Below are 14,552 nucleotides of genomic sequence, written 5' to 3'. Positions count from 1 at the left end.
GTTCGGTCCTCCCACCCCTGCCCGAACGAACAGAACGGCACCCGGCATGTCACGTGTGGTCACCAAGGAGCAGTACTTCGACACCGCTCTGGAGGTGCTCGCCGAATTCGGTTTCAAGGGTCTCAATATCGGTGTGCTGTGCCGACGGCTGGGCGTCACCAGCGGCTCGTTCTATCACCACTTCGGCAGCTGGCAGGGTTTCGTCGACGCGCTGCTCGAGCACTGGGAGAACCGGCAGGTGCTGATCCTGCGCACCCTGAAGTTCAACCAGGGCAATCCCGATGACGACATCCGCGCCATGTCCGACCTCGCCTCCGGCCTGCACCACGCCGCGGAAGCCGCGATCCGCGCCTGGGCCGCCAACGACGAATCGGTGAACCTGGCGCTCAAGCGCGTCGACGAATCTCGCAGGCGCACAGTGCATAAGGCCATCAAGGGCGTTGTCGGCGACGACGACACCTCGGCGGTGGTGACCGGGCTCGGTATGGCGATGCTGATCGGGTATCAGCAGATCGCGGCCGGTGGTGAAGACCTGTCGCTGGACAAGTTGCTCAACGAATACGCGCGCTTGATCTATTCGCACGCCCGCCGCTGAGTACGTAGCCCGTTGAGCGTGCGTCCTGCCCATTGTGGGCCTGAGTCCCGTTGGTGTGCTGGTCCTGCTGGTCGCGAGTGTCGCTCAGTTCGTGCCTCCGCCGGGCGGGCGCGTCTGATCGCGCCGAGCACTCAACCCAGCAGCTCATCCACATAACACCACCGCCACGCCTCCCCGGGTTCGACGCTGCGCATCACCGGATGCCCGCTACTGCCGTAATGCTTGGTCGCGTGGTTGCCGACGGACGAATCACAGCAAGCAATGTGCCCGCAGGACAGGCACATTCGCAGATGAACCCAGCTGATCCCCTCCGCGACGCATTCGGCGCAAACATCCGGGCTCGCCGGATCCAGCACCAGCGGAGCGGCCCGAAGATGTGCGCACGTGTCGCCAACCGCAGGCGCTGAGAGCGGTTCGAGACGCTCCTCTTCCGTCTCGTCGTACCGGTCGATCATCGACTCCTCGAGGTCGAGCCGAGCCAGCACGTACTGCAGGATCTCGTAGTCGGCGGAGCCCGAATCGCGCACGCGCAGTACGGTTTCCCGTTCCGCCCGCAGCATCGCCAACCGCAGCCGCCGGTATTCCGCTGTCGGAGTGGCCAACTCGGATTCGGACCGCCCGAGCCGTTCCCACGCCGCGTTGGTCTTCCAGGTGACCCGGTCGCGCAACGAATCGACGACCGAGGCGGGTGTGTTCGGGGTGATCCACTTGTCGAGTTCGGCCAGCCCCGCCGTCGTCGCCTGCTGAAGCAGGTTCGCCTTCTGTAGCGCCATCTCGGCCCGGCTGGGCCCGCGCAGGTGCAGCAACCGCACCAACCACGGCAGCGAAGTACCTTGCAGCAGTAGCGTTCCCGCGACAACGACCAACGCGAGCAGCTTCAACACCGGCAACTGTGGCGTGTCCTCCGGCAACAGCAGCACCGCGGCCAGCGTGACCACCCCGCGCATCCCCGCCCACGACACCACCGCCGAATGCGGCAACGGAACGCCGCCCGTGGGTCCGATTCGGCGAATCAGCAAGGACCAGGGGAAGACCCACAACGGTCGTGCCAGCATGGTCGCCAGCAGCACGCCGATGGCGGCGACCACCACGGTCCGGTGATCGAGCCCGCTACTCCACGCACCCTCGAGGATCGCGCGCACCTGCAATCCGATGATGACGAATACCGAGCTCTCCAAGATGAATTGGATGGTGCGCCAATTGGTGCGTTCCGCGATCCGCGACGCCGCGCTCTGCCATACCGGCGCACCGTGCCCGAGGATCATGCCGCAGGTGACCACCGCGATCACGCCGGACGCGTGGATCCCTTCGGCGGGGAGATATGCCGCGAACGGCGCGAGGAACGACAGCGTCGTGTCCAGCACCGGGTCGGTGATCCGACGGCGCAGCAGCGCAAGCAGATACGCCACGACGACGCCCACCGCGGCACCGCCGCCCGCGGCGAGCAGGAAGTCGCCGCCTGCCTGCCACACCGTCACCGTTCCGGCCGACGCGGCGATCGCCGTGCGCAAGGCCACCAGCGCGGTCGCGTCGTTGAACAACGACTCGTCTTCCAGGATGGTGACGATCTGGCGTGGCATCCCGATCCGCCGGGCGACCGCCGTCGCGGCCACCGCGTCGGGCGGCGCCACCACCGCGCCGAGCGCGACCGCAACCGCGAACGGCACCGGCAGCAACCACCACACCACCGCCGCGACCGCGAAGGTGGTGAACAGCACCAACCCCACCGACAGCGACGCGATGGTGCGCAAATTGGCGCGGAAGTCCACCAGCGAAGTCCGGATCGCCGCTGTATAGAGGAGCGGCGGCAGCAGTCCGAGCAGGATGATCTCCGGATCGGGATGGATTTCCGGCACGAACGGCAGATACGACGCCGCGACTCCGGCCAGGGTCAGGACGAGCGGTTCGGACACACCGAACCGGCGGGCCAGCGCCGCCAGCGCCGCCGCCGAGGCAACGAGAACCACCAGGCCGATCGCGACATGCACCGTGGCATTCTCGCAGAGCGCATCTCCGGCAACTCTGCCCGCGGTACATGACACGTCCGCGGTCGACGGATTTCCTGTGCCGGAGGGGTTCAGGGGCCATGCTTGTCGGCGACAAGGAGGTAGGCATGGAGGAGTTTGCGTCCTGGCGGGCGAACGGCAGGCGGTTCACCCACCGCGGCCATCAGATCTTCTATCGCGACGACGGCGGTGGGGCCGACGGCACACTGCTCTGCATCCACGGTTTCCCGACCGCGTCCTGGGACTGGCACCTCGTCTGGCCGGGCCTGTGCGAGCGGTTTGCTCGGGTGCTCGCGCCGGACATGATCGGTTTCGGCTGGTCGGCGAAGCCGCGCAGTTATCAGTATTCGATCGCCGATCAGGCCGACATTCACGAGAATCTGTTGCGGGAGCAGGGGGTAGACCGAGTCCACATCCTGGCTCACGACTACGGGGACACCGTCGCTCAGGAGTTGCTCGCCCGCGATGCCGAGCGCCGCGCCGCGGGAGACCAGTCGCTGGTGATCGAGTCGGTGTGCCTGCTCAACGGTGGATTGTTCCCCGAGACGCACCGGGCGCGGTTGGTGCAGCGCCTGCTGGCGAGTCCGCTCGGACCGGTGTTCAGCTTCCTGGCCAGTGAGCGTGCCTACACCGCCAGCCTGTCCGCGGTCTTCGGCCCCGATACCAAGCCGACGCGCGAAGAGCTGGAGCAGTTCTGGACGCTGTGGTGTGGCAAGCGCGGTAAACGCAACGGCCACAAGCTGATTCGCTATATGGGCGAACGCCGCAAGAATCGCGAGCGCTGGGTCGGTGCCCTCCGGGACACCGTCGTGCCGCTGCGCCTCATCGACGGTCTGCTCGACCCGGTCTCCGGGGCGCACATGGCTCGCCGTTACCGCGAACTGATCCCGAATCCTGACGTGATCGAACTGCCGAAGGTCGGGCACTACCCGCAGGTGGAAGCCCCCGCCGACACCCTGTCGGCCTTTCTCGACTTCCATGCCACCCGGGTCGGTCACCGGACGACGTGAGTTTCGACGGGACATGAGATGGCGGCATTCGCGAGTAAGGCCGCCGCGATGTCCCGTCGACCATGAGTACCGCCTCGGATGGGGACATCGTAGAGCCGGTATCAGCTGGATTCGTGCGGATCGCGGAGCTGTGTGGTCGGCTCTGCCTGCGATCACTCGACCCATGCCGCGTCACCTTTATGGCACATCCCATAACATGGCGGTATGGCAGGGACACGCCGAGCGCGTAGTGACGGATCCGTACGCCCGCGACCGGGTGATGCGCGGCGGCGCATGATCGAGGGCGCGGTGGAGTCGTTGCGCGTGCACGGTGCCAGCGCTACGAGTGTGGATCGGGTGCTCAGCAGTACCGGGGCGCCGCGCGGCTCGGTGTATCACCACTTTCCCGGCGGGCGCACGGAGCTGGTCAATGAAGCGGTCGTGACGGCGGGGACCGTCATGTCCGAGTTCATCGAGCGGCTGACCCACGACAACGACTCGGTGGCGGCGCTCGACCAGTTCGGCGCGATGTGGCGGCGCACCCTGGTCGACAGCGAGTTCCGCGCCGGCTGTCCGATTTTCGCGGTCGCGGTCGAAACCAATGACGACGCACCGGAATTCGCCCGCGCCGCAGCGGAGATCTTCGCTCGCTGGCAAACCTCGCTGGCCGACGTGCTTGTCCGCGAAGGGGTTTCGGAAGCGCGCGCCCGCCGCCTCGCCACCCTCACCGTCGCCGCCTTCGAGGGCGCGATTGCGCTGTGCCGAGCCCAGCGCGACATCACACCGCTCGACGACGTCGTCGCCGAGCTGCGCGACCTGCTCCCCACTGCCGCCGGGCCCGCGGAGTCCGGGCCGCAGCGCTGATCTCATCCAGGCCACCGTTTTCGGCATCCCGAGCGCGAAATCGCCTTTCCCCGTGGGCAGGGTCGAGCGAGCGTTATCGGTCCCGCATCCGCCGATGACTCGTTCCACCCTGGGTGGTACCCCTTGACACACCTATTATGGTGGACACCATAATCAGAACGGGTTCGGGTGAACCGGGTTTGCGTTGGCGCATTCTCGTGGTCCGGCCGTTGCCATGCGCATCGAAGGAGCCGCCGATGTCCGCCGCCGATCTCCAGCTGGAGACCATCGAACTGGCCCGAGACGGGCGGGTGCTGACGGCGCGGGTCGTCGCGCCACCGCTCAACTTCGCCACTCCCGAATTCGTGCGTGATCTGGATGTGCTGACCGCGGCGGTGGATGCTGACGACACGGTAGGTGCGGTCGTCCTCACTGGCGGGCTGCCCGGCCGGTTTCTCACCCACGCCGACCCGCGCGCGCTGACCGGCATGATCGAACTGCCGCATCCGTTCATCCCCGCCCGAGTCGCCGCACCGTTCCTGCGGTTCGGTGATGTGGCGATGCGGTTGCCGGGAGCGGCCCGGCTGGCGGAGCGTTTCGGTGGCGGGCTCGGCGCCGGCCTGGTGTGGGGGCATCGATGGAAGAAGACCACGCTGCGGATGAATCGCTCCGGCGTGGTGTACCTGGCCGCGATCAACGGCCCAGCGCTCGGCGGTGGGCATGAGATCGCGCTGGCGTGTGACCTGCGCTATGCGGCCGACGCCGACCACGTCGAACTCGGACAGATCGAGACCTTGGCCAACCTGATCCCCGGTGGTGGCGGAACCCAGCGGCTGACCCGACTCCTGGGTGCTGCCAAGGCAATCGAGGTGACTCTCGAAGGCGCACCGCTGTCGGTGCGGGAAGGCTATCGACTCGGTCTGGTGCACCGGCTGGTCCCGGAAGATCAGCTGCTGGCCGAAACCCAGGCGACCGCAGCGAGATTGGCTACTCGTAATCCCGTCGCTGTCGCGGAAGCCAAGCGCGCCATCTACTTCGGCACCGATAGGTCGCTGTCTCGCGGCCTCGACCGTGAGCAGGCCGGGTTCATCTCCGCGGGCACCACCGCTGCGGCCGGCCGCACCACGTCGGCCTTCCTCGAGGATCTCGAACGCCTCGGCGACACACCGTTCCTCGCCGACCTCACACCGTGGCTGGACGGCACCCGCGTGGATCAGGTCAGCAAATGACCGCGGCAGCAACGGGCCGGCCCGAGGCCGACGGGGACCGGTCTCGCGACGCCAACGCGACGGCAACTCGTGGTGCCGCCGCAAACACGGAGTGGCACAAGACCGCCTGCATCCTCTGCGAGAACAACTGCGGCCTGCTGATCCAACTCGACGACCGCCGCTTCGCCAAGATTCGCGGCGACAAAGAACATGTCGCGTCCGCAGGCTACACCTGCAACAAGGCGCTGCGCCTGGACCACTATCAGAACGGTGGTGTCCGCCTCGCCGCACCGCTGCGCCGTGAACCCGACGGTAGTTTCACCGAAATCGAGTGGGACACAGCTATATCCGAGATCGCCACGCGTCTCATCGAGGTCAAGAACCGCTACGGCGGCGACAAGATCTTCTACTACGGCGGCGGGGGACAGGGCAACCATCTCGGTGGTGCGTACAGCGGTGCCCTGCGCCGCGCGATCGGCGCCCGCTACCGGTCCAGCGCCTTGGCTCAGGAGAAGACCGGTGAAGGCTGGGTCGACGGGCACCTCACCGGTGGCCACACCACCGGCGATTTCGAGCACGCCGAAGTGTCGGTGTTCCTCGGCAAGAATCCGTGGCAGTCGCACGGCGTGCCTCGGGCCCGAACGGTGTTGCAGCAGATCGCCAAAGACCCTGCTCGCAGCATGATCGTGCTGGACCCGGTGCGCACCGAGACCGCCGATCTCGCCGACATCCACCTGCAACTTCGTCCGGGCACCGATGCCTGGTGCCTGTCCGCGATCCTCGCCGTTCTGGTGCAGGACGACCTCGTCGACCATGGTTTCCTCGCCGAACACACCACGGATTCCCGGTCGGTGCTGCGGGAATTCGCCGGCATCGATGTCGCCGACTATGCCGAAATCTGCGGCGTACCAGAACAACTCGTACGCGCCGCCGCGCACCGCATCGGAACTGCCGCCAGCGTCGCCACGTATGAAGACCTCGGTGTACAGCAGAGTCCCAACAGCACCCTCATCTCGTATCTGAACAAACTGCTCTGGCTGCTCACCGGGAACTTCGCCAAACCCGGTGCCATGCAGCCACACTCGTGGATGGCACCGCTGGCCGGATACAGCCGCGACATCAAACGCACACCGGTGACGGGTGCGCCGATCCTGGGCGGCATGGTGCCGTGTAACTCCATTGCCGAGGAGATCCTCACCGATCATCCGGACCGTTTCCGCGCGATGATCGTCGAGTCCGCCAATCCCGCCCACTCCCTGGCTGATTCGGCCAAGTTCCGGCAGGCGCTCGACGCGCTCGACCTGGTCGTCGTCTTGGACGTCGCCCTCACCGAAACCGCGCGTCACGCTGACTACGTGCTGCCCGCAGCCAGTCAGTTCGAGAAATGGGAAGCCACCTTCTTCAATCTCGAGTTCCCGCACAACACCTTTCACCTGCGCGCACCGGTCCTCGACCCGCTACCGGGCACGCTGGCCGAGCCGGAGATCTACGCCCGGTTGCTGCGCAGGCTCGGCACCGTCGGTGCAGGGAAACTCGCCGTACTACGGACGGCCGCGAAACTCGGTCGCCGCCCGTACAAGTGGGCGTTCGCCGCGATGCTCGCGGTCGACAAGTCGCTCGCGGGTGTGGCGCCGTATGTACTGTACGAGACTCTGGGCCCGACCCTGCCCGAGGATGCGCGCGCCGCGGCGGTGCTGTGGGGGTTGGCCCAGCGCGTCGCGAAGGTGTACCCCGCCGCCATGCGTCGCGCCGGGCATCGTGACGCCGACGCGCTCTTCGACGCCATCCTCGCAGGCCGCTCCGGGGTCACCTTCACCGTCGACGACTACGCCGACGCCTGGGACTACGTACCGCACCCCGACAAGCGAATCCCGTTGGCAATACCGGAATTACTGCACACACTACGCGAGCTCGCCAGCACTGAGTCCGTCCACACCAGCGCCGAATTCCCGTTCGTCCTCGCCGCGGGGGAGCGGCGTTCGTTCACGGCCAACACGATCTTCCGCGACAGCACCTGGCGCCATCGCGACCCGAACGGCTCCCTGCGGCTCAACCCCGACGACGCCGCCCACCTCGGCCTCGTCACCGGTGACCGCGCCCGCATCACCACCCGCCGCGGCACCGCCATCTCGACCGTGGAGGTCAACGACCGCATGCAGCGTGGTCACGTGTCGCTGCCCAACGGTCTCGGCCTCGACCTACCCGATGGCGACGGCACGCAGCGCACCGGCGTCGCCGCCAACGAACTCACCGACGTCACCTGGCGCGACGCCATCGCGGGAACCCCGTGGCACAAGCACGTTCCGGCTCGCATCGAGGCACTTCAGGAGGTCTGAGGTAGTTGCGCCGGGCGTCGAAACACGGCACGGCTCTCTCGAACTCGGCATACGCCCCACCCTCGGGTACACGAACGCCCCGGCCGCGTACGTATCACCGTTGATACATACGCGGCCGGGGCGTTCGTCCTTCACGAGCCCCTCATCGACCCGCGAAGAGCGGCGGACTAAGGCGTGTTGCGCAGGATGTCGACGCCGCGGCCGGCCAACCAGGGGAGCGGGTCGATCGGCTGACCGCCGGGCAGATGGACTTCGTAGTGCAGGTGCGGGCCGGTGGAGAAGCCGCGGTTGCCGACGGTGGCGATGATGTCGCCCGCGCGGACCTGCTGGCCGACCGTGGCGAGGATGTCGTTGACGTGGCCGTAGACGCCGATGGTGCCGTCGTCCTGCTGCACCCGCACCCACATGCCGAAGCCGCTGGCCGGTCCGGCCTCGATCACGACGCCGTCGGTGACCGCGGCGATCGGCGTGCCGATCGCGTCGGCCAGGTCGAGGCCCGCGTGCAGCGTGCCCCAGCGCTCGCCGAAGGTGGAGGTCAGGATGCCCGCGATCGGGCGGACGGTCTTGGGGCGGGCCGCTTCGACGGCGAAACGATTCTGCTCCCACACGACGGTCTCCGGCACGATCTGCGGCATCTGCGCCTCACGCGGGGTGAAGGCAGTGAACGCGACCTGTTGTGCGGTGTCGGCGGAGGCGAGGGTTCCGGCGGTCAGGTGGCCGGAGGTGCTGGTCGAGTGCTGATCGGCGGCGGCGAGCACGCCGAGCGAGGCGCTGACGACCGCGGACACGGCCACCGCGCGGGTGGCGGCACGGTGGCGTCGAGTCCGGGTCGCGCCCCGACGAGAAGATAACGGAACGGTCACGGGCATAGAACGAACGTACGGGAGGTTAATGCGAGCCCCGCAATCCTGTGGTTACCGTCACAGGGTGGAAAAGCCCAGTTCGGGTATTACAAGTGTGTAACGCACTTGCGCGCCTCTGATGTTCACCAGGAGGAATTCCGTATGGCGCCGAGTTGACCAAATGGTCGCTCGGTGATCACACTATTTCAGTGGCGACTAATGGAGTTCGCGCCCTCATGGCGCTGTCCGACCCGACCCGCCGTGCCATCTTCGAGGCGCTGCCGCAGGCTCCGCGCGCGGTCGGCGAACTTGCGGAACTCACCGGGGTGACCAGCTCGGCGGTCTCGCAGCACCTGCGGGTTCTGCGCGAAGCGCGCCTGGTGATGATGCGTCCGGAAGGGAACCGCAGGCTGTACTCGCTCGACCCCCGAGGTCTCGGCGACGCCCGCGACTATCTCGATCAGTTCTGGCCGAGTGCGCTCGCTGCCTACTCGGCCGCGTTGCGGACCGCGCGGACCGACGGCAGAGTCTGAGGGTGATTTGATCCGCGCGGCAGGTCGCACACGCCCGGGCCCGCGGCGTGCTGCCTCTCGGCGCAGCGAGTGCTGAGATCGGTCACCTCGCACGCCGCACCCATTTTCACCTCGCACGCGCCGGCGGTTCCTCGCGGGGGGCCGCAGGTATTCGCGGCGTGCGTCGCGAGTGCCGAGTTTGCGAAGTCGACCGGTGGGTGGCGGTGATGCGGTTGTGGTGCGGGCCTGCCGACGGCGGGTGGGGCCGTCAGCCGACGCGACGATAAGGGGTGCGGCGGGACTGGGTGGCGGACGCGTTGTTGAGCTGCTTGTCGACCGCGTTGATGACCTCGGTGACACCGATCCGCAGCAGTCCGGGGTCGGGGGTGTCGGCGTGCGGGTCGCCGAGCTGACCCGCCCAGAGCACGGCGTGCCGGTTCAGCAGGTGCGGGGGTGGTCCGCCCCAGCGCGGCGGCGTCGGGCCGAACAGCAGGACGGTGCGCGTACCGAATGCGGTGGCGAGGTGGGCGACCCCGGTGTCACCGCTGATCACGAGCCCGGCCTCGGCGATCGTCGCGGCCAGTTCGATGAGGTTCTGGTCGCCGGCGAGGACTCGACTGATCGGCAGGCCGGCCCGCGCGGCGACGTTCAGCGCGACCTCCCGCTCGTATTCATCGCCGGTCAGTACCACCTCACGACCGAGCACCAGCAGATGCCGGACGACGGCGGCGAACCGATCGGCCGGCCAGCGGCGCGCGGGCGCACCCGCACCGACGTGCACGACGACGCAGTCGCGGTGACTCGTGGTCGCCACCGGTGGCACCAGACCCAGATTGCGCCGGTCCGCGACGATCCCATCGGATTCGAGGAGGTGGCACCAGCGGTCCACGTGATGCATGTCCGTCTGCCACTCGGGGCCGGTCAGTTCGGGGAACGCCGGGTTGCGGTAGCTGAGGATTCGGCCCGGGGCCGTTTTCTCCAGCTGCACAATGCTTTCGGTGCTGGGCCCGTGCAGGTTGACGGCGAGCTGCGGGCCGGGCGCGTCCCAGCGCAGACCGCCGATTTCGGCGGTGGGAACCATCGTGTCCACGGACGCGATCAGGTCGACGATCGGTTTCAGCCGGTGCGGTGCGGCGAGTGCGATGTGGTCGTGCGGCCTTGCCCGGCGCAGCGCACGGAGCGCCGGGACCGCAGTGAGTAGATCACCAAGGCCCCGTGCCTGCAGCACGAGTACAACCGCCACCCTCTTCTCCTAGCCACCCGAGACTCACGATTCCCGACCCACCCGCTTCACCACATGGGCGTACACGACCAGAGTCACTTAGGGATTACTACCCGACCCTGTCAGGCCATAAACCCCGGCGAGTCAGGCGTCACTCATCGCCGCTTGTCCGCCGGCGCACTAACCTCGTGTCATGACCTCCCGGCTCAACCCGTACCTGACTTTCGGCGACACGGCCCGCGCAGCTCTGGAGTTCTACCGCGACGTGTTCGGCGGCACCCTGACCATCAGCACCTTCAGCGAATTCAGCGACCAGGACGCGCCCGGTGCGGACCTGGTCATGCATGGCGTCCTGGAGACCCCGAGCGGCTTCACCTTGATGGCCGCGGACACCCCGCCCGGCATGGAATACACACCGGGAAGCAGCATTTCGATCAGCCTCAGTGGTACGGACGTTGCCGAGTTGCACGGTTATTGGGACCGGCTATCGGAGGCGGGCACGGTGTCGGTGCCGCTGGAGAAGCAGATGTGGGGCGACGAGTTCGGTTTGTGCCGAGATCGTTTCGGTGTTGCCTGGATGGTGAACATCGTGGCGCCTGCGACAGCGGACTCGGGCGTGTCGAGCACCGACGGGGTGGGCGGTTAGCGGGTCGGATCGGCCGGTGAACCGGCTGTTCGACAGGCAAGCCCACTGAACCGCAGCGTTCAGGGAGGGAACCGCAGCGTTCGGTGAGCAAATATCCAGGAAACCCGCTGCCGGGGCATAGCATCGGACTATGACGACGACAAACAGCGTGCTCGAGGGTCCTTTGCAGTCTCTTGCCCGCAGTGCGTGGCAAACCGTTCTGGTCACCGGCTTACTTTCGGTGATCCTCGGTGTGATCATTCTCGCCTGGCCCGGTGTGACCCTGCTGGCGGCGGGCATCCTCTTCGGAATCTATCTGGTGGTCAGCGGCTTTCTGCAGCTGATGGCCGCGTTCGGCGCACCGAGCAGTACCGGCATCCGCGTGCTCGCCTTCATCAGCGGCGTGCTCTCCATCGCGATCGGCGTCTTCTGCTTCCGTGACGAGCTGACTTCGATTCTGCTGCTTGCCATCTGGATCGGCATCGGGTGGCTGTTCCGTGGTGTGTCCGCGGTGGTGATCGCGATTTCCGAGCCGGACGTGCCGGGTCGCTGGCTGGCCGTCTTCTTCGGCGTGATCACCGTGATCGCCGGCATCGTGCTGATCGCCTGGCCGTTGACCTCGGTCGCCACCTTGGCAGTCGTGGTCGGCGTGTGGTTGATCGTGCTCGGGATCATGGAGGTCATCTTGGCGTTCGGGGTTCGCAAGGATGCCAAGCGGTTCCAGGGAACCGGCATCTGACAGATTCGTTCTCGGCCTGCGGCCGCCGCGTTTACTCGACGCGGCGGCCGTTGCGCGTTCGTGTCACGTGACGTCACCGGCTACCTCCGTCCGGTCCCGCTCGGTGCGGCAGGCCGGGGTCACAGTCAGGATTCGAATAGCGGCTGCCCGATGTACCCGCCCGGCGACGGCACTCCCGGCGGGATGACGAACACCGCCGAACCCACCGGTGTGGTCCACACGTTCAAGGCGTCGAACTCTGCTAGTCGTTGTTGGACCGGCAGGAACTGGGTGTCTACGTCGCGTTGATAGGCGGCGAAGAGGAGTCCGGAGTTGGAGATCGTGCCCGGTGCGGGAGCGTCGTCGTAGTTGTAACCGCGGCGGAGGAAGCGCTCGCCGTCGTGGGTGTGGTGTGCACGGGCGATGTGGGAGGACGGCGGGATGACCGGGATGCCGTTGGCGTCGACGGCGGCGAAATCCGGTTCGTCGAATTCGTCGGTGCCGGTCAGTGGGGCACCGTTGGCGACGGTGCGGCCGACGGTGAGTTCCCTTCCCTCCTGGTCGATTTCGTCCCACGTGTCCAACGTCATCGCGATGCGGCGCAGCACGCAGGAGGTGCCGCCGGCCAGCCACGGTTGGGCGGTGCCGTCGTCCCACACGAGCCGATCGAAATCGGGGCCGGGCGCGATGTTCACCGTGCCGTCGACTTGACCCATCAGGTTGCGTGGGGTGCGACCGGGTGCGGCGTTGCGGAACCCGCGCTGCACCCAGCGCACGCTGACCAGCGAGGAGACACTCCGGCACAGCACACGCACCGCATGCGACACGGTAATCAATTCGTCCGCGCAGACCTGTAGCAGTAGATCGCCGTCGCTCCAGGCGGTTTCGAGACGGTCGATGGCGAACGGCGGTAGCGGCCGAAGCCAGGACGGCCGGCGGTGCTCCAGACCCGCGATGGCGAACACCGCGGGGCCGAGGCCGACCGTGATGGTGAGACGGGCAGGTCGTTGCGCCAGTTCGGGTTCCGTGTCGGCGAGAGCCGGGCTGCCCTGGGTCAAGCGGGCCGCGTCGGCGGTCCAGATCTTGAGGATGCCGATGATGTCGTCCTTGGTGCCGCCCGGCTTCAGGTCGAACGCGACGAACGCCGCCTGCGCTTGCGGATCGGTCGCGATGCCGGACTGGTGTGGTCCGTAGAACGGTTCGGTCGCCGAAATCCGGGGCGCCTCGGCGCGGCCGGTGAGCGCGACCGCGCCCCACCCGAGACCCGTCGCGCCCGCCACGGCGGCACCGCCACCGAGCAGGCGTCGACGGTTGAGGCGTCCGGGGCGCGAGTCAGCCACCGTGCGCCGGCATCTGCGCGCCGTTCGCGTGATCAGGGGCGTAGTTCTCCTGGTTGCCGGAGAAATCACGGACTTGTGCGGTGAACGTAGTGGTAGACCCGTCGTCGAAGGTGAGGGTGACGGAAGTTTCGGCACCGGTGCGCAGCGGACCGTTGAGACCCATGAACATGATGTGGTCGCCACCCGGACGCAACTCGGTCTTACCGTTCGCCGGAATCACGAATCCGCCCGCCTTAGGTCGCATCGTCTTCACCCCGGTCGAATCCGCGACCACCTCGTGCAGTTCGACCTGATTCGACGCCGGGCTCGTCGCCGACACGATCGTGCGCGGCTTGTCGCCCGCATTGCTGAGCTCGCCGAACGCCGCCGACATCCCGCCGTCCGCCGCCTTCACCCACTGGTCTTTGATCGTGACGGAGTCGGCGGCCTTGGCGTCCGGCTTGTCGTTGGACGAACAGGCGACGAGTAACAACGGGACTGCCAAAGCTGCTGCTGCGGTGCGCAGTACACGCGCTGCGGGGCGGAGGTGGATGGTCGAGTTCGTTGTGGGGATAAGCATGAAGTCTCCAATTCTTGGGATGTTTGTCGCGAGCTGCGCGGCAGTGGTGCGTCGACACGCTGATGGTGTCGGCGAGCGAGCTGTCCGAACCTGTCCTCCGTGCACTGCTGCGGCCTCGCCTGCCTATGCGGTCGGCGACCACGTGAGCTGCCGTGCGGACTGCGCGCTGTCGCAAGGGCTACGCAGCGACCGCACCGACCGCACCCAACCGTGCAAGCTGTTTACGGACTGCGAAGGCTGCTGTGCGGACTGCGCGGGCGGTCGTGTGACCTACGCGTGAGGCGCTGCACCGCCCGCCGCCACCGACCAGCCCATGCCCGGCTCTTGATGAGCCGACCCGTGCGGGATGGCAATGGTGCCCGCGCGGGTGTCGTCGCTGACTTCGAGCGGCACAACGATCGCACCGGTCGGTGCGCGCGAGCTGCCGTCCGAAGTGCGTTGGCATCCGCACGGACTGCGCGGCTACCTGTGGACTTCGCAGCGGCCGTACGGACTACAGCACGCGAGCAGTCGCACCACCCGCGAGCCGACGCACTGACCGCGAGCAGTCGCACTGACCGCAAGCCGTTGCATTGACCGCGCGCGCCGCGCACAAAACGGGTGAGCTGCCGCAAACCGACCGCACGGGCTGTCATGGTGACCGCCTGGGCTGTCGCGCCGACCGCGCCGTTGTTGCACCGACTGCGTAGCTGACACACCAACCGCGCGACCTACCGCACGAACCGGCCCGTGCTGCCGAGTCAACTGCGCGAGCTTT

14 protein-coding genes are annotated in these 14,552 nt (G+C 67.3%); 9 read left to right on the top strand and 5 right to left on the bottom strand.

Annotated elements, in window-relative coordinates; genetic code table 11:
* Positions 1–46: 46 nt before the first annotated feature.
* Positions 47–595 carry a TetR/AcrR family transcriptional regulator gene (locus tag NN4_RS01295; RefSeq protein WP_107656752.1) on the top strand — a complete coding sequence of 183 codons (549 nt, stop codon included), beginning with the start codon at positions 47–49 and terminating at the stop codon, positions 593–595.
* A gap of 131 nt (positions 596–726) precedes the next feature.
* Here NN4_RS01295 and NN4_RS01290 read toward each other — a convergent pair whose 3' ends face one another.
* Complete coding sequence (locus NN4_RS01290) at positions 727–2,583, bottom strand: Na+/H+ antiporter (RefSeq protein WP_147128062.1); 1,857 nt, start codon at positions 2,581–2,583, stop codon at positions 727–729.
* Positions 2,584–2,708: 125 nt separating this feature from the next.
* Here NN4_RS01290 and NN4_RS01285 point away from each other — a divergent pair, with 125 nt between their 5' ends.
* The 4 genes from NN4_RS01285 (at position 2,709) to NN4_RS01270 (ending at position 7,977) form a co-directional block, all read left to right on the top strand.
* A complete protein-coding gene (locus tag NN4_RS01285) occupies positions 2,709–3,611 on the top strand; it encodes an alpha/beta fold hydrolase (protein WP_147128061.1) in 903 nt (300 codons plus the stop codon).
* 204 nt (positions 3,612–3,815) lie between these two features.
* Positions 3,816–4,454 carry a TetR/AcrR family transcriptional regulator gene (locus NN4_RS01280; RefSeq protein ID WP_246180636.1) on the top strand — a complete coding sequence of 213 codons (639 nt, stop codon included), beginning with the start codon at positions 3,816–3,818 and terminating at the stop codon, positions 4,452–4,454.
* Positions 4,455–4,690: 236 nt separating this feature from the next.
* The gene (locus NN4_RS46525) at positions 4,691–5,662 is read left to right on the top strand and encodes an enoyl-CoA hydratase/isomerase family protein (RefSeq protein ID WP_186818195.1); all 972 of its coding nucleotides are present in this window, start codon (positions 4,691–4,693) and stop codon (positions 5,660–5,662) included.
* Positions 5,659–7,977, top strand: a complete 2,319-nt coding sequence (locus NN4_RS01270) for a molybdopterin-dependent oxidoreductase (RefSeq protein ID WP_147128059.1) — start codon at positions 5,659–5,661, stop codon at positions 7,975–7,977. The genes NN4_RS46525 and NN4_RS01270 overlap by 4 nt, the downstream gene beginning before the upstream one ends.
* A 167-nt stretch (positions 7,978–8,144) precedes the next feature.
* On the opposite strand, the gene NN4_RS01265 is transcribed toward NN4_RS01270, so the two are convergent.
* Positions 8,145–8,846, bottom strand: coding sequence for a M23 family metallopeptidase (locus NN4_RS01265; protein ID WP_186818194.1), 702 nt, complete (start codon positions 8,844–8,846; stop codon positions 8,145–8,147).
* A 209-nt stretch (positions 8,847–9,055) separates the two neighbouring features.
* Between NN4_RS01265 and NN4_RS01260 the strand changes: the two genes are divergently transcribed.
* Positions 9,056–9,352, top strand: a complete 297-nt coding sequence (locus NN4_RS01260; RefSeq protein WP_246180658.1) for an ArsR/SmtB family transcription factor — start codon at positions 9,056–9,058, stop codon at positions 9,350–9,352.
* A 247-nt stretch (positions 9,353–9,599) separates the two neighbouring features.
* Here the strand turns inward: NN4_RS01260 and NN4_RS01255 are convergent, their stop codons facing one another.
* On the bottom strand, positions 9,600–10,574 hold the full coding sequence (locus NN4_RS01255; RefSeq protein ID WP_147128057.1) for a glycosyltransferase family 9 protein: 975 nt from the start codon (positions 10,572–10,574) through the stop codon (positions 9,600–9,602).
* Between the two features lie 172 nt (positions 10,575–10,746).
* On the opposite strand from NN4_RS01255, the gene NN4_RS01250 reads away from it, so the two are divergent.
* Both NN4_RS01250 and NN4_RS01245 read left to right on the top strand, forming a co-directional pair.
* Positions 10,747–11,199 carry a VOC family protein gene (locus NN4_RS01250; RefSeq protein WP_147128056.1) on the top strand — a complete coding sequence of 151 codons (453 nt, stop codon included), beginning with the start codon at positions 10,747–10,749 and terminating at the stop codon, positions 11,197–11,199.
* A gap of 130 nt (positions 11,200–11,329) precedes the next feature.
* Positions 11,330–11,917, top strand: coding sequence for an HdeD family acid-resistance protein (locus tag NN4_RS01245; RefSeq protein WP_147128055.1), 588 nt, complete (start codon positions 11,330–11,332; stop codon positions 11,915–11,917).
* Between the two features lie 125 nt (positions 11,918–12,042).
* Here NN4_RS01245 and NN4_RS01240 read toward each other — a convergent pair whose 3' ends face one another.
* Positions 12,043–13,236, bottom strand: a complete 1,194-nt coding sequence (locus tag NN4_RS01240) for a Dyp-type peroxidase (protein ID WP_147128054.1) — start codon at positions 13,234–13,236, stop codon at positions 12,043–12,045.
* Positions 13,229–13,795, bottom strand: a complete 567-nt coding sequence (locus NN4_RS01235) for a copper chaperone PCu(A)C (protein ID WP_147128053.1) — start codon at positions 13,793–13,795, stop codon at positions 13,229–13,231. Before NN4_RS01235 ends, NN4_RS01240 begins: the two co-directional genes overlap by 8 nt.
* A 346-nt stretch (positions 13,796–14,141) precedes the next feature.
* Between NN4_RS01235 and NN4_RS01230 the strand changes: the two genes are divergently transcribed.
* Entirely contained in the window at positions 14,142–14,333 is a 192-nt protein-coding gene (locus NN4_RS01230) for a hypothetical protein (RefSeq protein ID WP_147128052.1), read from the top strand.
* The last annotated feature ends 219 nt before the right edge of the window (positions 14,334–14,552 follow it).

The organism is Nocardia ninae NBRC 108245 (assembly GCF_007990755.1).
GTDB classification, from domain to species: Bacteria; Actinomycetota; Actinomycetes; order Mycobacteriales; family Mycobacteriaceae; genus Nocardia; species Nocardia ninae.
This window is presented reverse-complemented; position numbering and strand designations above follow the sequence as displayed.